Raw genomic sequence first — 18,615 nt, 5'->3', positions numbered from 1 at the left:
CGCCTTGGGCCACGACTTCGAGGTCAAGGACAGCCGCACGGTGTACGACGGCGCGATCATCACCCTGCGGGTCGACGATGTCGAGATGCCGGGCGGACGCGTCGCCGAGCGTGAGGTCGTCGAGCATTTCGGGGCCGTCGCGATCCTGGCCCGCGACGACGCCGGTCGCGTGGCGATGGTGCGGCAGTACCGTCATCCGCTCGGACGCCGACTGCTCGAGTTGCCCGCCGGGCTGCTCGACCAGGCCGACGAGGAGCCCCTGGCCGCCGCGCAGCGCGAGTTGGCCGAAGAGGCCGACCTCGCCGCCGACTCGTGGCACGTCCTCGTCGACCTCGCCCTCTCACCCGGGTTCACCGACGAGGCGCTGCGGCTGTATCTCGCCGAGGGGTTGCACCACCTCGACGCGGCCGAACGCGTGGACGAGGAAGCCGACATGACGGTGGAGTGGGTACCGCTCGACGACGCTGTCGCCCAGGTGTTCGCGGGCGAGATCGTCAACGCGACCAGCGTCGCCGGCATCCTGGCCGCGGCGGCTGCACGCGAATCGACGACCGGTCTGCGAGGTGTCGGCGCCCCGTGGCCGGACGAACCGACCGCATTACGCAACCGTCGTGCCGACGATCGGGGCCGCCGGTCGTGACCCTGGCCGCCGACATCTCGCGCTACCTCGATCACCTGACGGTGGAGCGAGGTGCGGCGGCCAACACGGTGTCGTCGTACCGGCGCGACCTCGAGCGGTACCGGCGATACCTCGACCGACGAGGGATCTCGGCCCTCGACACGGTGGCCGAGGAGGACATCCGCGAGTTCCTCGTGGAGCTGCGGCGCGGCGACGCCGACGCGGGATTCGCGCCCCTCGCGGACAGTTCGATCGCGCGAACCCTGGTCGCGACCAGGCGGTTTCACAAGTTCGCGGTGGACGAGGGGATCGTGACGACCGACGTCGCGCACGATGTCCGGCCGCCCCGCGCCGCCCGCCGCCTGCCGAAGTCGCTGCCGGTGGACGAGGTGCTCGCGATCCTCGATGCCGCGGGCGCCGACGACCATCCGCGCGGCCTGCGGGACCGTGCCCTGCTGGAGTTCCTCTACAGCTGCGGGGCGCGGATCTCCGAGGCCACCTCGCTGGACATCGACGACCTGGATCTCGACGACATGCGGGCGGTTCGCCTTCGTGGCAAGGGCGGGAAGGAGCGTCTCGTGCCGATCGGCGGACCGGCCGTCGACGCTCTCGAGGCGTATCTCGTCCGCGGACGGCCCGCGCTGGTGTCGCGGGCGACGCCCGCGCTGTTCCTCAACGCTCGCGGTGGCCGGCTCTCGCGGCAGAGCGCCTGGCAGGTGCTCGTCACCGCGGCCGAACGTGCCGGACTCGACAAGGCGGTCTCGCCGCACACCCTGCGGCACAGCTTCGCGACGCATCTCCTCGACGGCGGCGCCGACGTCCGCGTCGTCCAGGAACTCCTGGGCCATGCCTCGGTCACCACCACGCAGGTGTACACACTCGTGACGGTGAACACGATGCGCGAGGTCTATGCCGTCGCCCATCCGCGGGCGCGCTGACCGCTGCGGTCGCGTCGGGCGCGCCGACGCCGGAATGATCGGGCAGATGTCCTAGGCTGATACGAGGCTCGGACGCCGACGGGCGGACCGGCTGCCCGACCGAACAGCGGCGACAGCGGCACCGACCAGCAGCGTGATCGAACAGCAGCGGCATCGAACAGCGAAGGGAGCGGCGGACACGTGACCACTCCGAGCGCACCGCGGTCTGGCGCCCGTCCGGGAGATCAGTACAGCATCCAGGTGTCGCCCGGCAACGACACCGAAGAAGCAGGGCACGACGTCGACGAGATCGGGCCCACCGGGCGGCCGTATCGCGACGTTCCCGAACCGGCATTGCTCGACCGCCACGGACCCGCCACGGTGATCGCGGTCTGCAACCAGAAGGGCGGCGTGGGCAAGACGACGTCGACCATCAATCTCGGTGCGGCGCTTGCCGAATACGGTCGTCGGGTGCTGCTCGTCGACCTCGACCCGCAGGGTGCGCTGTCCGCGGGACTCGGTGTGCCGCACCACGAACTGGATCAGACCGTCTACAACCTGCTCGTGCCGCCGCAGGTGGCGACCGACGAGGTCCTGATGAGGACCCGCGTCGACGGTCTCGACCTGCTGCCCAGCAACATCGACCTCTCCGCCGCGGAGATCCAACTGGTCACCGAGGTCGGTCGCGAGCAATCGCTGGGCCGGGCACTGCACCCCGTGCTCGACCGCTACGACGTCGTCCTCATCGACTGCCAGCCGTCGCTGGGTCTGCTCACCGTCAACGCGCTGGCCTGCGCCGACACCGTGCTCATCCCGATGGAGTGTGAGTACTTCAGCCTCCGCGGACTGGCGCTGCTCACCGACACGATCAACAAGGTGCGTGACCGGCTCAACCCGCGTCTCGATCTCGGCGGCATCCTGGTGACCATGTTCGACGCCCGCACGCTGCACTCGCGCGAGGTGATGGCGCGTGTGGTCGAGGTGTTCGGCGACGCCGTCTACGACACCGTCATCGCCCGTACCGTCCGGTTCCCGGAGACCAGCGTCGCCGGAGAACCGATCACCTCCTGGGCGCCGCGGTCGGCCGGCGCGAAGGCATACCGGGCGCTCGCGCGCGAGGTCATCGCCCGCAACGTCAAAGGCACATGACGCTCGGCACGGACCAGGTGGCGCCCGACGCCGCGGCCTCCGAACCCGCCACAATCGGAGAAGGGGCGGCGCCGGAAGGCGCCCAGGAGTCCGGCTTCCGGGTGAAGCTGCGCAACTTCGAGGGCCCGTTCGATCTGTTGCTGAACCTGATCTCACAACACCGCCTCGATGTGACCGAGGTGGCGCTGCATGTGGTCACCGACGACTTCATCGCCTACACGCGCGAACTCGGGCCGGAGATGGGCCTCGACGCGACGACCGAGTTCCTCGTCGTCGCCGCGACGCTGCTGGATCTCAAAGCGGCTCGCCTCCTTCCGTCCGGTGAGGTGGACGATCCCGAGGATCTCGCACTGCTCGAGGCCCGGGACCTGTTGTTCGCCCGGTTGCTGCAGTACCGCGCGTACAAGCAGGTGGCCGCTCTGTTCGGCGAGCTCGAGGCGGCCGCGCTCCAGCGCTACCCACGGGCGGTGTCGCTGGAGAAGCGGTTCGAGGATCTGCTGCCGGAGGTGACCCTCGGCGTCGACGCCGACGGCTTCGCCCAGGTCGCCGCGACGGGGCTGACGCCGCGCCCGGTGCCCACCGTCGGCCTCGACCACCTGCACGACGTGCAGAAGGTGTCCGTTCCGGGCCAGGCGCGTCGGATGGCGTCCCTGCTCAGTGCCGCGCCGGGCACATGGTTGAGCTTCCGTGATCTGACCGCGGACTGTGCGAGCGGGCTGGAGATCGTCGGCAGCTTTCTCGGATTGCTCGAGCTGTTCCGAGAGCGGGCCGTCGCCTTCGAACAACCCGTGGCGCTCGAGGACCTGGCGGTGATGTGGACCAGCGAACGCGGCGCCGACGACCTGCGCATCGACAAGGCAGAGGACTACGGATGACAGACCACGTTCCCGACGTCGAGACATACGACGCGACCAGGGCGGCCGCGGGGGAGGATCCGGGACCGGCCGAACCCGAGCAGACCGCGCTCCAGGGTGACGGGGAGTATCTCGACGACGATCGTCTGCGCTCAGCGCTGGAGGCGGTGCTCCTCGTCGTCGACACCCCGGTGACCACCGACGAACTCGCGAACGCAGTGGACCAGGACCGCACGCGGGTCCGGGAGACGCTCAACGCGATGTCGTCCGAGCTCACCGCGTCGGGCAGCGGCTTCGATCTGCGATTCGCCGGCGACGGCTGGCGCTACTACACACGAGCGGAATACGCCCCGTACGTCGAGCGGCTGCTGCTCGACGGGGCGCGGTCGAAGCTCACCCGAGCGGCCCTCGAGACACTGGCGGCCATCGCGTACCGGCAGCCGGTCACCCGGGCCCGGGTCAGCGCCATCCGCGGCGTCAACGTCGACGGCGTGATCCGCACGCTCGTCGCACGCGGGCTGATCAACGAGGTCGGCAACGAACCGACCACGAACGCCACGACGTATGCCACCACCGAGCTGTTCCTCGAGCGCCTCGGCCTCGCGTCCCTGTCGGAGCTACCCGATCTGGCGCCGCTCCTACCCGACGTGGACCTGATCGACGACCTCGACGAGGAACTGCTGGCGGATCCCCGATTCGCCAAACTGTCCTCTCAACCGTCAGACTCGAAGGAACTGATCATCGACGGTGGCACCACCACCGACTCACAGGACTGAGAGAACATGGCATCCGCTGGCCGAGATGGCTCACCGGGAAACCGCCGCAAGGGCGCGCCCGCACAACAGCCGCGAACCAAGAAGACCCACCGCAAGGGGTCGTCGAAGCCGAACGTCGAAGTGGGCAAGATCCGGCTGAACAACGCAAAGCCGGCGCGCCACCAGACGCCCGCCGATGACACTCACGGCTCCGGCGCCAACTACGTCGAGGACGGCGTTCGGTTGCAGAAGGTGCTCGCCCAGGCCGGCGTGGCGTCACGACGCGGCGCCGAGGAGATGATCGCGGCCGGTCGTGTCGAGGTCGACGGCGAGATCGTCACCGAGCAAGGTATGCGTATCAACCCCGACACCGCGATCATCCGCGTGGACGGCGCCCGCGTGATCATGGACGAGACCCGTCAGTACCTGGCGTTCAACAAGCCCAAGGGCTGGCAGTCGACGATGTCGGACGACCAGGGCCGTCCCAGCGTCGGTGACGTGATCGCCGAGCGGGTCATGGCGGGCCAGCGACTGTTCCACGTCGGTCGCCTCGACGCCGACACCGAGGGTCTGCTGCTGCTGACCAACGACGGCGAACTCGCGCACCGGTTGATGCACCCGTCCTTCGAGGTGCCCAAGACCTACCTCGCAACACTCAAGGGCGAGGTCCCGCGCGGGATCGCGCGACGCATGCGCGAGGGCGTCGACCTCGACGACGGCCCGGTGACGGTCGACAAGTTCACCGTGATCGAGGTCCACGAGGGGCAGTCGCTGGTGCGGATCACTCTGCACGAGGGCCGCAATCGCGTGGTGCGTCGCATGATGGACGAGGTCGGTTACCCGGTCGTCAAACTGGTTCGCACACATGTCGGTTCGGTGGCACTGGGCGAGCAGCGCCCGGGCAGCCTGCGCGTCCTGGGCAGCGACGAGGTCGGTGGCCTGTACAAGGCGGTCGGCCTGTGACTGACGGGGTGTCCTCGTCTGCCGGCGGAACCACGCATGTCGTCGCCATCGACGGTCCGGCGGGTACCGGTAAGTCGTCGGTCTCGAAACTACTCGCGGCCAAGGTCGGGGCCAGCTACCTCGACACCGGTGCGATGTACCGGGCGGTGACGCTCGCTGTTCTCGATGCCGGTGTGGCGCTGGACGATCCAGCCGGGATCGCCCGCGTCGCGGCCGGCGTCGACATCGCGCTAATACCGGACGGAGACGGTGCCAAGGTGTTTCTCGACGGTCGCGACGTCTCCGGTCCCATCCGGACCGAGCACGTCACGAGCGCCGTGTCCGCGGTGTCGGCGGTACCCGAGGTGCGCACGAAACTGGTTGCGCTGCAACAGCAGAATGCGCAAGGACGGTTCGTCGTCGTCGAGGGCCGCGACATCGGCACGGTGGTGTTCCCCGAGGCGGACGTCAAGATCTTCCTGACCGCGACGCCCGAGGCGCGCGCCGAGCGGCGGCACAAGCAGAACCTGGCCGGCGGACGCGACAGCGACTACGAGGCGGTGCTGGCGAGTGTCAACCGGCGCGACCATCTCGACTCGACGCGCAAGGTGTCGCCGCTGCGTGCGGCCGACGACGCGACTCTCGTCGACACCAGTGACAAAACCCTCGACGAGGTGCTCGACGAACTGAGCGGCCTCGTGGAGACCCGGATCGGAGCTGTGGAACGGTGAGCGACAACTACTCGGACGATCTCACGGCGCTGCCCGGCGACGGCACGTGGTCGGACGAAACCGACTGGCAGCTGACCGATGTCGGGGGCGCCGACGACGCGTCCGGCGTCGAGCACATGCCGGTGGTGGCGATCGTCGGACGGCCCAACGTGGGCAAGTCGACGCTCGTCAACCGCATCCTGGGCCGTCGGGAAGCCGTGGTCGAGGACATCCCCGGCGTGACCCGTGACCGCGTGTCGTATGCGGCGTCGTGGTCGGGCCGGCGGTTCACCGTCGTCGACACCGGCGGCTGGGAGCCGGACGCCAAGGGCCTGCAACAGGCCGTCGCCGCCCAGGCCGAACTGGCCATGCGCACTGCCGACGCCATCGTCGTCGTGGTCGACGCCACGGTCGGCGCGACCGCGACCGACGAAGCTGTCGCACGGGTGCTGCGGCGCTCGAAGACCCCGGTCATCCTGTGTGCCAACAAGGTCGACAGCGAACGTCTGGAGTCCGACACCGCCTCGCTGTGGTCGCTGGGGCTCGGCGAGCCGTACCCGGTGTCGGCCGCGCACGGCCGCGGCGCCGGCGACCTGCTCGACATCATCCTGGACAAGCTGCCCGAGACCCCCCGGGAGGCACCGACTCTCGGCGGTCCTCGTCGGGTCGCGCTCGTGGGCAAACCGAACGTCGGCAAGAGTTCGCTGCTGAACAAGCTGACCGGTAGCGAGCGTTCGGTGGTCGACAACGTGGCCGGCACGACCGTCGACCCGGTCGACGAACTCGTCGAACTCGGCGGCAAGACCTGGAATTTCGTCGACACCGCCGGTCTGCGACGCAAGGTGCGGACCGCGAGCGGTCACGAGTACTACGCGTCGCTGCGGACGCGGTCGGCGCTCGACGCGGCCGAGGTGGCGGTCCTGCTGATCGACGCGTCGGAACCGATCACCGAACAGGACCTGCGCGTGCTGTCGCTCATCATCGAGAGCGGCCGCGCGCTCGTGATCGCGTTCAACAAGTGGGATCTGGTCGACGAGGATCGTCGGTATCAGCTGGACAAGGAGATCGACCGCGAGCTCGCTCGTGTGCCCTGGGCGCGGCGGGTGAACATCTCGGCGTCGACCGGCCGGGCCGTCCAGAAGCTGGTGCCCGCGCTGGAATCAGCGCTCGAGTCGTGGGACAAGCGCATCTCGACCGGCCCGCTGAACAACTGGCTCAAGGACGTCATCGCCGCCAACCCGCCGCCGCTGCGCGGTGGCCGGCAGCCGCGCGTAATGTTCGCGACCCAGGCCTCGGTCCGGCCGCCGACCTTCGTGCTGTTCACCACCGGCTTCCTCGAGGCGGGCTACCGCCGATTCCTCGAGCGGCGGCTGCGTGAGGAGTTCAACTTCGACGGCTCGCCGGTTCGGATCAACGTCCGCGTCCGCGACAAGCGGGAGCAACGCCGCAAGCGCTGACCCGCGGCGCCGTCAGGTCCACCACGGCTGGACAGTTCCTCCACCGCTCAGGTGGTGGACGTGTCCAGCTCTGGCGGATCTGTGGTGTATGACACGCGTTGTGGGCTAGGGTGTCTCGTGCTCATCTTGGCAATCATCGTTTTCGGCATGGTCATCGGCGCCCTCGCGCAGATCCTCCTCGGCGGCAAGAACCTGCGAACCGTCGACTGGGGTCTCGCCCTGGTCGCCGGACTCGTGGGTTCCTTCCTCGGCGGATTGCTCATCAGTCTGCTCTCCGGCGACGGACTCGAACTCCGTCCCAGCGGCATCATCGGCTCCCTCGTGGGCGCGGTCCTGGTGACCGCCGGGTGGATCTGGTTCAAGAAGCGTTCGACGGTCTAGGCCGCAAGCAGATGTCGCGGATCGGTGCGCCGATCGCACCGTTTCGCGACACCTGACCGGGAAGCCTCGAAACGGCCCCTGACCAGCCGATTGGTTCGGGACCGTGCTCGTCGGCTAGGCTTTATATCGCTCCGCTTCGGCGGGAGCAACGGGCTGTGGCGCAGTTTGGTAGCGCACTTGACTGGGGGTCAAGTGGTCGCAGGTTCAAATCCTGTCAGCCCGACAGAGAACCCTGATGAGCGTCGCTCATCAGGGTTTTTTCTTTCGCGGCGACCGACGGTCCTCCCGTTCCCGGGTCGGCGTATGCGCCGGCAGGTCGCACTGCGCGATGCGGTGCGCAGGCGGCGACCCACATACGCTCGTGGCGTGGACGCAGCCGAGTACCGACGCAGCCTTGCACACATCCTTGCGACGCGATCCGTAGATGTCGCAGCAACGTTGGAACGCCTCGGCGCGGCGGCGTCCGACGTCGCCGGCGGCGTGACGGTCGACGGTGTGATGATCGATGTGTTCGTCGACCAAGACGGCGAAGGTCCGTTCGATGTCTGGGCACGATTCGAGGGTGCGGACGCGTTCGAACTGGACCGGCGATTCGACGACGAGCGACGGCTGTTCGGCGTCGAATGGGGGGAACTCGGCTGGGAACCGGCGGTGCCGTCGCGACCGCGGGGATGGTCGCGCGACGACCTGGAGGAAACGATCGTCGATGTCGTCGCGACGTGGCTCGACGCGCTTGTCCCGAGTGGGCCGGTGGACTGGGAGATCGGTTCGGCCGCAGGAACGCTCGACCGACGGCCGCTGGGGCCGAGCGCCGACCGGGACGGAACAGGTCCACGGGGCTGACGCTCGGCGCCCGATCAGCTCAGATGTCGGACGAAGAATCCGGCGGCGGCGTCACCCGCGTACGTCGGGACGCCGGTGTGTCCACCCATGTTCGCGTGGAGGCTTTTCTCCGTCGAACCGAAGGCGTCGAAGAGGTCCAGCGCGGCCTGCCGGTCATTGTGTTCGTCCTCCCATTGCAGCAGCACGTGCAGGGGGATCGTGACGCGTCGGGCCTCGTCGAGAATCGCTCGCGGGATGAAGCTCCCCGCGAACAGCACGGCGGCCGCGATCCGGGGTTCGGTCACGGCGAGCCGGACGCCGACGGAGATGACGCCCCCGGAATAGCCCACCGGCCCATCGATGTCGGGCAGTGCGAGGAGTTGGTCCATCGCCGTCTGCCATTCCGGGACCGACTGCTCGACCAGGGGCAGGACGAGCCGGTCGACGATGTCGGCGCTGAACCTCAAGGCCGGCGTGCAGCGTTCGACGGAGGTCGGCACGGGCGTGTTCGGCAGCGATCGACGTCGGTCGGTCACCGCCGCCGGGAGTTTCGATCGTCGCCGCGGCGAAGCCGTCGGTCACTGCCCGCCGCGCCCGGGCGGACAGCCGTGGATACATCTGCTGAAGGCCGCCGGGGTGGCCGAGCAGGATCAGCGGAACGGGTGACGAGGTCGTGGCGGGCGTCCACAGGGTGCCCGGGATGTCGCCGAGGACGAAGTTCCGTTCGACGACGCCGTCGACGAGGTGGGTCTCAGAGGTGAAGTGCATGGTCGTGCCTTTCGGGGAGTGCGCTCATACGGCGCTCCCCGGACGACCTATCGCCCGACCGTGACTCCGCAGGGGAGCGCCCACGTCGAATCGTTCATGGGTATCGCCTCCTCGGTCTGTCGCACGGACGGTGAACACACTAGCAGCGGTCGACCTGCCGCCACGCCGGATTGTCGTCGGCGCTAGACACCCAGCGGCACCGCGACGTCGGCACCGCCCTCTTCGGTGATCCGGGCACCCATCTGGGTGTAGGTGGGGGCCGTGATGAACCCGCCCGCGAAGAGCGCCTCGCCCTGGCGGAATCCGGGGGACTCCGCGAGCAGGTGCTCGGGGACGAAGCCGAAGGTGTCGGCGAGTTCGGCGAGATCCCGCGGGGCGTTCATCCGCATCAGGCACAGGTTGTCGCACTGGGACAGGACATTGGGATGGATCTTGGTGGGTCGTTGCGTCGACAGCAGGAGCCAGAGGCCGAATTTGCGTCCCTCGGCGGCGATCTGCACGACGCGATCGATCAGTGCCTGTTCCACCGCGCTCGTGGCCAGCGGCGGACAGATGTTGTGGGCTTCGTCGATCACGATGAGGACGGGCCGTCGTTCGTCGCGGCGTTCCCACAGGTGCTCGAGCACACTGAGAGCGGCCACCTTCGGTTCCGCCGGGTGGGCGAAGCCGCCCAGGTCGAGCACGGTCGCCTGCGGTCGCTCGTCGACGATGTCGGTGGCTGCGACGCCACCCCGCGCCCACAGTGCCCAGTCGAGAACCTGGAGATTCTCGATCCGCTTGGCCAGCCGTTGGTGTCCGGGGTCGTCGGAACGGCGGAGGGCCTCGAGGTAGGTGGTCTGGTCCGACGTCTCGGTGAGCGTGGCGTCGGCGTGTAGCAGGACGTTGTACTCGTCGGCGTCGGCGATCGGATCCAGCTGCAGGACCGCGGCCTTCGCGGCGAGGGGCAGGGCGAGAAAACGTGTCCGCAACTGCGGTCCGTCGCGCCGGGTGGAATGGAGCACCCGGATGTCGGCGGCCGCGATCGCGTCGGCCGTTGCGGGGTCGGTGGTGCCTCGTGTCTCCGGCAAACGCGTGAAATCGGCGTTCGGGTCGAGGATGAGCAAGGGGAGTCGGGTGCGCAGCAACAGCTGCTCGAGCACCACCCCGAGCGCGTAGGTCTTTCCGGATCCGCTCTGGCCGCACCAGAAGGTGTGGCGGTTGAACTTCTCCGCTGCGAGGAGGACGTCGGTCGTCGCGTTGTCGCGATGGCTTCCCACTGTCAGCTGAACCACGCCCGTACCTTACTGGCACGAGCGGCATCTCATCGGACTTACGGGGTGGACAGCTCTTTGCGCAGTACGAAAGCCCGGTCGCCGGTGGCGGGGTCGCGCATCGGGAATCCGTGCCTGGCGTAGAAGCGGTGTGCGTCGACGTCGGGTTCGTCGACCTCGATCTCGAACTCACCGGCGCCCCGCCGTGTCGCCTCGGCGACGGCAGCGGTGAGAACGGCACTGCCGAGTCCGCGGCTCCGTTCGGCGGGTGTCGTGTACATCTCGTCGAGCAGCGCGATGCCGCCCTCGACCCAGACGTTGGTGCGGATGGTGACCAGTCCCAGCGACACGATCGGAGCGCCGGCGACGACGGCGAAAGTAGAAGCACCGGAGAGCAACTCGTGCAGACGGCGTGCCAGCGCCACCGGCCCGGGCGACGGCTCGTCGAACTCGCGATTGAACTCATCCAGCAGATCGGCGATCGTCGCTGCGTCTGCCGTCGTCGCCAGTCGGGCGCGGTTGTGGACGTTCACGATCCCACGGTAGCGGTGCGCACTCAGCCGATCCGGCCGAACCGGGCGAGGAGACGGTCGACTGCGCTGCAGTCCTGCAGGACTCGACGGCGATCGGGGTCCTCGGCGACATCGCGGAGAATCGTGTCGCCGTCCGGGATTCGCTCGGCGTCGACGATCGCCGACCACAGGGACCCATCGGTGGAAGTGAACGCATCGACACCGTCACGCAGGGCGCGCGCCAGGATGATCCGATCGTCTGGGTCCAGCCGGTCGTGGACCAGACCGATCATCTCACCGGCGACCGAGCCGTGCGCGCGCTCGTCGCGGCGATGCAGGGCGACGGTGGCCTGGTGTACCGGCTGAATGGTCCGGTCGTCGGCGATGAGGGTCAGGTAGTCGCCGATGGAGGTCTCGGCGACCGTCGCGTACGCCAGGGTCGTCAGAGCCGCGGCTCGCGCCGACTCCGCCCGCGCGAGCGCCTCTCGGTGTCGGCGCACCGTCAACGACTCGGGCAGCGCCGCGTCCGGCAGCGCCCAGCCGCGCCGCCGGCGGGTCAGCGCGGACGCGTTCAGGTGCATCAGCGTGTGGTACTCCTCGTCGACCATCGACTGCACCACCGCCGCCCGGCCCGCATCCGAGAACCCCGTGCCGAACGCATCCCGGAACAGCAGTCCGAAACCGGGTGTCACCACGTCTTGCTCGATGTCGACGACGTTCTTGTTGTAGGCGATCCAGGCCCACGCGCGGACCCTGGACCGGATGTCCTCGTCGAGCCGATCCCAGCCCGGATGCCCGTCGAACGGGAGCATCGAATCGGGATAGTCGGAACAGGCGTCGTCGAAGACGTCGTCCATCGTGGGTCCGTCGAGTTCGGGTTCGGTGCGCCGTACCGTCGCACGGCGCGGCCAGCTGCGGACCAGCCCGCGGATCACCGCCGTCTCCACCGGATCGGAGGCGTCGTGGTCGGGCAGCTCGCCGGTCACGATGCCATTCCGTCGAACAGTCGGGCACACATCTCCGCGTATCCGTCCCCGCGGTCGCCCAGCGATGCACCGGCCCGGGCGAGCAGCGCCGTGAACTCGGTGCCGGCGGTGTCATCGTCATCGTCGCAGGCGGCCGACACCCGGGACACGGCCCGCGCCAGCGCATCTCGCGCCGCAGGCGCGCACGGGTTCGATCTCTGCACGTCCCGGTACACCTCTGGTGTCCCACCGGTGATCCGAGCCAGCATCGCCGACATCGTCGTGAACGGAGGGGTTGCCAGCGTCGCGGTCTCGTCGGCGTCTACGCCGAGGTCGGCCAGCGCGCACCCGAACGACAGGATGGTCGCGTGGGTGAGGGCCTGCACCGCCGCACACAGGCGGTCGTGCCGGTCCGCGGTGGTGAGCTCCGTCCTGGCGCCCCACCGTGCCAGGTCGTCGAGCAGAAGGTCCGCGCCCGGCCCGCCCCGATGGACGACGACCGCGACCGCACGGCCGGGTAGTCCGAGGGACGGCGCGAACATCGGATTCACCCCGACGATCGGCCCGCCCGCGTCGACGTCGACCCCGTCGAGACGGGCGACAGCCGCCGAGAACCGCGACTTCACCGACAGCGTCTCCACCAGCAGCGCCGTCGAACGCAGCAAGGGCCGGACCGTCCCCACCGCCGCCAGCGCCACATACTCCGGTACCGCGAGGACCACGATGTCGGCCTCGCGCATCCGCGCCTCCGCCTCCGGGCCGGGAGACCTGATGTCGTCCCCGAACGCGGCGTCCAGGACGTACACGTCGGCGCCGTCCGCGCGCCACCGATCCGCGAACATCGCCCCCACCGCTCCCGCACCGCCGGCCACGACCACCGACCGCGCCTCGGGGGCGGTCGATCCGGTCATGGCCCGCTTTCGTCGGCAACGGACAGGCAGCGTCGCATGGTCAGCGCCTTGACCATCGTCTCCTCGAACTCCTCGTCCGGATCCGACAGCGCGACGATCGCACCGCCGACCCCGAACGTCACCTCGGAATCGGTGGCGACCATCGTGCGGATCACGATCGACAGATCGGCGGTTCCCGTCAGCGAGAAGTAGCCGATCGCGCCCGAGTACACCCCCCGCGGACCGGCCTCGAGCTTGTCGATGATCTCCATCGTGCGGATCTTCGGCGCCCCGGTCATCGAACCGCCCGGAAACGCCGCCCGCACACAGTCGACCGCCGACAGCCCCTCGCGTAGCGTCCCACGCACCGTCGACACCATCTGATGCACCGGTGCGTAGGTCTCGATGTCGAACAGGGACGGCACGTGCACCGAGCCCGGCTCACAGACGCGCGAGAGGTCGTTGCGGACGAGGTCGACGATCATCAGGTTCTCCGACCGGTCCTTCTCGCTCGCTCGCAGCGCGCATCGGAATTCCTGGTCCTCCAGCGGATTCGCCGACCGAGGCCGGGTGCCCTTGATCGGTTTCGACTCCACCGTGCGGTCCGCGGCGACCTTCAGGAAGCGTTCCGGCGACGCGCTGAGCACCGACAGCCCCGAGAACTGCAGCAACGCACTGTAGGGCATCGGGCTGATCTCGCGGAGGCACGAATACCCGGACACGGGGTCGAGGGTGCGGTGCACGGTGGCCGAGTTCGTCAGGCACACCTCGTAGGACTCCCCGGACCGGATCTCCGCCAGGCAGTCCTCGACGAGCCTCAGGTACGTCTCGTGGTTGTGCCGGAACACGATCGGCACCTCATGTGGAACCGGGACCAGCGGGGGAGTCGTCGATCGGGGGAGTGGGGGCGGCAACTCCCGGATGGTCGACGCCGTCTCGCGCAACCATCGAGTCGTGTCGGGATCCGGTCTGTCGAGATTCTCGACCGGTTCGAGTGCCAGTACGTACACGCACCCGCCCTCGTGATCGATCACCACCGCGCGGTCCGCGAACACCAGCGCGGCATCGGCCTGCTCGGACGCATGAGCCAACTGTCCACCGGTGTCCGCCTTGAGTTCGTAACCGAGGTAGCCGACATAACCGAGACAGAACCCCGACGGCAGATCCGACCGCGGCGCCACCGAGCGCTCCCGCACCTGCGCGCCGAGATAGTCGAAGAAGGTGCTGCGGACCACCTCGACCGTGCCGTTCGAATGTTGCACTCGCACGGTCATTTCCGGCACACGGTAGGTCACATACTCGGCGTGCGGTCCCGAGCAGTCGCCCATGACGGAGAATCTGCCGTCCTCGTCGTCGGCCGCCGATCCGTCGAGCCAGTAGCTGTTCGGTCCGTCGGCGAACAATCGCTCATACAGCGCTTGCGCATCCACGGTCCGGTCGACGCGCACCGACCGCACCCGATAGCGGTGTTCGTGCTTCGTCGACGGCATATGCTCTGCGGGAACAGATCCTGTCGTCGGCGACGTTCTCACCGCCACGCCCGTCGCTCGCCGGTTCGTACGCAGCGGTGTCGCTGCGGCAAAGTTCGCCAGCAGTTCCCGGCCGTACTCGCTGCAGATCGACTCCGGATGGAATTGCACCCCCCACATCGGCAGATCCCGGTGGTGCACCGCCATCAGGACGCCGTCGTCCGACCACGCCTGCTCCTCCAACACGTCGGGGACATCCATCACCGCGAGCGAGTGATATCTCACCGCCCGGAACGGGGACGGCAGCCCCGCGAAGAGGCCCCGGCCGTCGTGGTGCACCGCGCTGACCCGCCCGTGTCGTGGCTCCGGGGCCCGCACCACGGGACTGCCGAACACATGGCACAGGCCCTGGTGTCCCAAACACACACCGAGTACGGGCAGCCCGCTGTCGGTCAGAGCCGTTGCGCTGATCCCGAAGTCGCGGACGTAGTCCGGTCGACCCGGGCCGGGGGAGACCACCACGTTGTCGACAGCCGTGAGGTCGACCGACGCCCACGGCACGTCGTTGGCGACGACGACCGGCTCCTGGCCGTTGACCTCGGTCAACAGCGCGTACAGGTTGTAGGTGAACGAATCGTAGTTGTCGATCAGCAATGTGCGCACCGCGGCCACCTCACTCCGCGCTCGAGTCGGCGGACGTGCGCTGGACGGGGGCCCGATCCGGGTTCGCCTGTCGCGCCGAACCGCGGTTCGGCCGTGGTTGCTCGGCCGCCACGATGAGGTCCTCGACGCGGCAGGTCTCCGAGATCATCAGGTCGTAGAGGGCGTGCAGGAAATCCGGGGACAGGTCATGATCGACGGCGAACCGGTGGGCGTGCTCGTGCACAGCTCCGACGCGGTGCGGTTGCATCACGGCAATGGCGTGTCGCCGTTTGAGTTGCGCGATGCGGGTACACACCTCGAGCCGGGCGCGCACGTCTTCGAGCAATCGATCGTCGATCCCGTCCAATTCCGTTCGCAGTGCTTCGAGTTCGCGTTCGCTGAGCTCGTTCTCACCCAGCACTCGCCCGTCGATGTTCGTCGATTGGTTCACGGCGCGACCACCTAGAAGTGTCCGAATGTGCGGCCCGCCGGCTTGAACCGCCCCGAAATGCGGCGCCGCCCCGTGGGTACTGCGCCTGGGTTCGCGTCGGCGAACCCCAACCCCGCCTCGGTCCATGGTCGCACCGACCGCGAGATCGCGAAGGCGTTGACGTCACCACCTGATCACGATTCACCAACGACCGATACGTCACCGCGGCGAGATCCGTTGCCGGGCACCGGTTCGATTGCGGCAAGTCCGGCCTTCCGGGCAGTGTGAACCGCCGAATCCTTTGCAGCACTCACTTTCCGGCGTGCCGCAGGTGCCCGTACAGGGCGGCGCGATAGCCGCGGGTGTAGCTCGGCTCCTCGTCATCGGGATGGGGCGGGCAGGCGAGCGTGGACGACGCGAGTTGTCGCGCCCAGGGCGCCGGGAGGGCATCGAGATCGGCAGCGGCATCGAGAAAACCCTGCTGGAACAGGTCCGGGTCGAGGTGCTCGTCGAGTTCGGCGTCGTAGATCGGAAACGACGTGGGCAACCGCGTGACGACGCCGTGTTCGGTCACGATATCGAGCTCGGGCAGGTCGGAATCAGGATTCTTCAACGGACCGAACGCCTTTCGGCAAGCGTACGATACAGGGTTGCGCGACTGACCCCGAGCTCCTGCGCGATCTTCGGTACGGAGACCCCTCGCGCGCGCATCTGCTCGGCGCGCGCCACCTGGTCGGCGTCGAGCGCGCGCGGACGACCGATGGTCGACGTCGACCCGCGCAGCGTCCTCGGAGTCGAACGGTCCGACCGCGGTCCCGCGTCGTCGAGTTCGGCCAACGACGCCAAGACTGCGACGAGCATCGCTCCGGCCGGGTCGGCGGTGTCGATGCCCTCGCGTAACGAGCGCAGTCCGATACGACGCCCGGTCATCTGGTTGGCGATCTCCATGACCTCGTGCACGGTGCGGCCCAGGCGATCGATACCGACCACCACCGTGATGTCTCCGGCACGTGCGTAGTCGAGAAGTGCGGCCATCCCGGGCCGGTGGCCGGAAGGTGCGGATCGGTCGCTCGCGTCGGTGTAGATGCGTGTGGGATCGACGCCGGCGTCGGTGAGTGCATCGATCTGCGGCGCGAGTGGGTGGGCGCCGGCTGTTTCGCGGGCATAGCCGAGGGCCATCCCCGACGACTCTGTTGCATCTGCTGTCACCGGGGCAGCGTATCTCAAAAGTATCGAAATACCGCGCCACGGCGCGCTGCGTTTTCGAGACTGTGTGTATGAACCGAGGCGGATCTCGCGGGGAATCTGGCTGAGGATCTCTCAGAAGTCTCATATAGCGTCTCGAAATAATCTGAGACTACCGGCGAGGCGGGTGGAAGGCCGCGGTCGGCGGTGATCGTGCACATCGCCCTTGTTTTCGGGACGGATGGCATAGATGTAAAGCGCGCCGACACCATCTGTTCACAGGGGTTTCGTCCGCTTCCGCCGCGAACGGCCCGCACCGGCGCTACCGTCGCACCACCCGACGTCGACGGTGGAGGCAGGTTCATGGGACTCACACACTCCGACGGCCATGCGACCGGATCGCGGCTGATCGAGACGCCGGCCGGGCCGGTCGAGTGCATCGACGTCGGGACGGGACCGCCGCTGGTGTTCCTGCACGGGTCGCCGGGTGGCTGTGACCAGGGTGTTCTGATGACTCGTTTCCTCGCCGGGTCGCACCGTGTCATCGCGATCTCGCGGCCCGGTTACCTGGGCACGCCCCTCGGTCATGACACGCGCGCCCCGGCAGCGCAGGGTGAGCTGGCCGCGGCCACCCTGGATGCACTCGGGGTCGAGCGTTTCGCGCTGATGTGCTGGTCCGGTGGTGGACCCGCCGCGTACTCGCTGGCTGCCGCGGTGCCGGAGCGGGTCGCATCGATGGTCGCCGTCGCCGCGGTCAGCACTCGTTTCGACCCGCGGAGCAGCCTGCGCGGACGACTCGAACTATCCGAGGAGAAACTCCTCTTCAGCCGTTTCGGTCAGTGGCTGGCGACCACGCTCGTGTCGAAGGCGCCGTCCACGGCCATCTCGACACTCCTGTCCGGTGAGGGAGACCTGTCGCGTGCGCAGATCAGGGCGCTCACCGCGGAGATCATCGCCGATGACGACCAGCGCACGCTGGCGATCGATCTGTTCGACACCGTGTCGGGGTCGCGAAAAGCGGGCTTCGACAACGACTTCGACCAATTCCGTGACTTCGACCTACCGCTCGCGGAGGTGAGCGCACCCGTGCTGGCGATACACGCCCGAACCGACGCCGACGTCCCGTTCGATCAGAGTGTCCACGCGGCGCAGACGCTGCCCGATGCTCGCCTCGAAGCCGTCGACGAAGGAACGCACCTGTCGTTGTGGCTCGGCCAGGACGCTCCAAGGCTGCAGTCGCTGGTCGTCGACCATCTGTCCGGGGCGTCGCGAACGTGACGCTCGACGTCAGAACAGTGTCGGCGGGAGAGCGCCTTCGAACTCGAGCAACCAGCGCTTGGTCGCCAGACCCTGACCGGTCGTGCCTCCCGAGTAGCCGCCGAGACCGTCACCCGCGATCACGCGATGGCAGGGGACGATCAGCGGTACCGGATTGATGCCCATGATGGTCCCGACGCCACGCGCGGAGACCCGTGTGCAGGTCATCGCCGCCAACTCCCCGTAGGTGACGGTGTCGCCGTGGGTGACCTCCCGATGCAGCGTCGTCAGGACTGCACGCGCGGCGTCCGACATCCCGTCGAGGTCGACAGGCAGATCGAAGTCGGTGAGCTCGCCGGTGAAGTAGGCCCGGAGTTGTCGGATCGCTTCGGCGAGAACCGCATCGGTGGTGTCGATGTCGGTCGCTGTGTCGGTGCCGACCCGCCAGGCCACGCGCACGATGGCGGAGCCGTTGCTGTCGACGGCCACGGTGCCGACCGGCGTCGGCAGGAGAGCACGGCGTGGTGAGGGCATCGGTGGAGACTCGCGATCAGGGGTCGGGTGTCGCCACAGTAGCGGAGGGCCAGGACATCGGACGGTGAGGAGCACGTCGGCACGCGGAATATCCGGGGCGGTCGTGG

The 18,615-nt window shown here is 68.4% G+C and carries 20 protein-coding genes, 1 tRNA gene and 1 pseudogene; 12 read left to right on the top strand and 10 right to left on the bottom strand.

The annotated features are described in order from the left end of the window. Positions 1–4 precede the first annotated feature (4 nt). From KTR9_RS14740 to KTR9_RS14690, 11 genes are all read left to right on the top strand, one after another. Positions 5–640 carry an NUDIX domain-containing protein gene (locus KTR9_RS14740; protein ID WP_014927029.1) on the top strand — a complete coding sequence of 212 codons (636 nt, stop codon included), beginning with the start codon at positions 5–7 and terminating at the stop codon, positions 638–640. Next, positions 637–1,557 (top strand): site-specific tyrosine recombinase XerD, encoded by a 921-nt coding sequence (gene xerD, locus KTR9_RS14735; protein WP_010844805.1) that lies wholly within the window; start codon positions 637–639, stop codon positions 1,555–1,557. The genes KTR9_RS14740 and xerD overlap by 4 nt, the downstream gene beginning before the upstream one ends. Before the next feature lie 180 nt (positions 1,558–1,737). Then, complete coding sequence (locus KTR9_RS14730; RefSeq protein ID WP_014927028.1) at positions 1,738–2,685, top strand: ParA family protein; 948 nt, start codon at positions 1,738–1,740, stop codon at positions 2,683–2,685. Then, positions 2,682–3,560 carry a segregation and condensation protein A gene (locus KTR9_RS14725; RefSeq protein ID WP_014927027.1) on the top strand — a complete coding sequence of 293 codons (879 nt, stop codon included), beginning with the start codon at positions 2,682–2,684 and terminating at the stop codon, positions 3,558–3,560. Before KTR9_RS14730 ends, KTR9_RS14725 begins: the two co-directional genes overlap by 4 nt. Beyond that, entirely contained in the window at positions 3,557–4,315 is a 759-nt protein-coding gene (scpB, locus tag KTR9_RS14720; RefSeq protein ID WP_014927026.1) for an SMC-Scp complex subunit ScpB, read from the top strand. The genes KTR9_RS14725 and scpB overlap by 4 nt, the downstream gene beginning before the upstream one ends. A gap of 6 nt (positions 4,316–4,321) precedes the next feature. After that, a complete protein-coding gene (locus KTR9_RS14715; RefSeq protein ID WP_014927025.1) occupies positions 4,322–5,257 on the top strand; it encodes a pseudouridine synthase in 936 nt (311 codons plus the stop codon). Next, positions 5,254–5,967, top strand: coding sequence for a (d)CMP kinase (cmk, locus tag KTR9_RS14710; RefSeq protein ID WP_014927024.1), 714 nt, complete (start codon positions 5,254–5,256; stop codon positions 5,965–5,967). The genes KTR9_RS14715 and cmk overlap by 4 nt, the downstream gene beginning before the upstream one ends. After that, positions 5,964–7,403, top strand: coding sequence for a ribosome biogenesis GTPase Der (der, locus tag KTR9_RS14705; protein ID WP_010844811.1), 1,440 nt, complete (start codon positions 5,964–5,966; stop codon positions 7,401–7,403). The genes cmk and der overlap by 4 nt, the downstream gene beginning before the upstream one ends. A 117-nt stretch (positions 7,404–7,520) precedes the next feature. Then, a complete protein-coding gene (locus KTR9_RS14700) occupies positions 7,521–7,784 on the top strand; it encodes a membrane protein (RefSeq protein ID WP_044506782.1) in 264 nt (87 codons plus the stop codon). 149 nt (positions 7,785–7,933) lie between these two features. Beyond that, positions 7,934–8,007 (top strand) — tRNA-Pro (locus tag KTR9_RS14695). 143 nt (positions 8,008–8,150) lie between these two features. Beyond that, positions 8,151–8,627 carry a DUF6389 family protein gene (locus KTR9_RS14690; RefSeq protein WP_014927022.1) on the top strand — a complete coding sequence of 159 codons (477 nt, stop codon included), beginning with the start codon at positions 8,151–8,153 and terminating at the stop codon, positions 8,625–8,627. Between the two features lie 14 nt (positions 8,628–8,641). Here the strand turns inward: KTR9_RS14690 and KTR9_RS14685 are convergent. From KTR9_RS14685 to KTR9_RS14645, 9 genes and pseudogenes are all read right to left on the bottom strand, one after another. Further along, positions 8,642–9,374 (bottom strand): annotated as a pseudogene (locus KTR9_RS14685) (dienelactone hydrolase family protein). Between the two features lie 182 nt (positions 9,375–9,556). Continuing rightward, a complete protein-coding gene (locus tag KTR9_RS14680; protein ID WP_014927020.1) occupies positions 9,557–10,645 on the bottom strand; it encodes an ATP-binding protein in 1,089 nt (362 codons plus the stop codon). A 38-nt stretch (positions 10,646–10,683) separates the two neighbouring features. After that, positions 10,684–11,157 (bottom strand): GNAT family N-acetyltransferase, encoded by a 474-nt coding sequence (locus KTR9_RS14675; protein ID WP_010843770.1) that lies wholly within the window; start codon positions 11,155–11,157, stop codon positions 10,684–10,686. A gap of 23 nt (positions 11,158–11,180) precedes the next feature. Continuing rightward, positions 11,181–12,122, bottom strand: coding sequence for a diiron oxygenase (locus KTR9_RS14670; RefSeq protein WP_014927019.1), 942 nt, complete (start codon positions 12,120–12,122; stop codon positions 11,181–11,183). Further along, entirely contained in the window at positions 12,119–13,012 is an 894-nt protein-coding gene (locus KTR9_RS14665) for a prephenate dehydrogenase dimerization domain-containing protein (RefSeq protein ID WP_014927018.1), read from the bottom strand. The genes KTR9_RS14670 and KTR9_RS14665 overlap by 4 nt, the downstream gene beginning before the upstream one ends. Beyond that, complete coding sequence (pabB, locus tag KTR9_RS14660) at positions 13,009–15,132, bottom strand: aminodeoxychorismate synthase component I (protein WP_014927017.1); 2,124 nt, start codon at positions 15,130–15,132, stop codon at positions 13,009–13,011. The genes KTR9_RS14665 and pabB overlap by 4 nt, the downstream gene beginning before the upstream one ends. 1 nt (position 15,133) lies before the next feature. Continuing rightward, positions 15,134–15,553 (bottom strand): chorismate mutase family protein, encoded by a 420-nt coding sequence (locus KTR9_RS14655; RefSeq protein WP_014927016.1) that lies wholly within the window; start codon positions 15,551–15,553, stop codon positions 15,134–15,136. A gap of 289 nt (positions 15,554–15,842) precedes the next feature. Further along, positions 15,843–16,145, bottom strand: coding sequence for a hypothetical protein (locus tag KTR9_RS14650; protein WP_010843775.1), 303 nt, complete (start codon positions 16,143–16,145; stop codon positions 15,843–15,845). Then, positions 16,142–16,711, bottom strand: a complete 570-nt coding sequence (locus KTR9_RS14645) for a recombinase family protein (RefSeq protein ID WP_014927015.1) — start codon at positions 16,709–16,711, stop codon at positions 16,142–16,144. Before KTR9_RS14645 ends, KTR9_RS14650 begins: the two co-directional genes overlap by 4 nt. Positions 16,712–17,080: 369 nt before the next feature. On the opposite strand from KTR9_RS14645, the gene KTR9_RS14640 reads away from it, so the two are divergent. Beyond that, entirely contained in the window at positions 17,081–17,995 is a 915-nt protein-coding gene (locus tag KTR9_RS14640) for an alpha/beta fold hydrolase (RefSeq protein ID WP_014927014.1), read from the top strand. 9 nt (positions 17,996–18,004) lie between these two features. Here KTR9_RS14640 and KTR9_RS14635 read toward each other — a convergent pair whose 3' ends face one another. Continuing rightward, entirely contained in the window at positions 18,005–18,508 is a 504-nt protein-coding gene (locus KTR9_RS14635; RefSeq protein WP_044506778.1) for a methylated-DNA--[protein]-cysteine S-methyltransferase, read from the bottom strand. Positions 18,509–18,615: the final 107 nt, after the last annotated feature.

Origin of the sequence: Gordonia sp. KTR9 (assembly GCF_000143885.2) — a bacterium.
GTDB lineage: Bacteria > Actinomycetota > Actinomycetes > Mycobacteriales > Mycobacteriaceae > Gordonia.
This window is presented reverse-complemented; position numbering and strand designations above follow the sequence as displayed.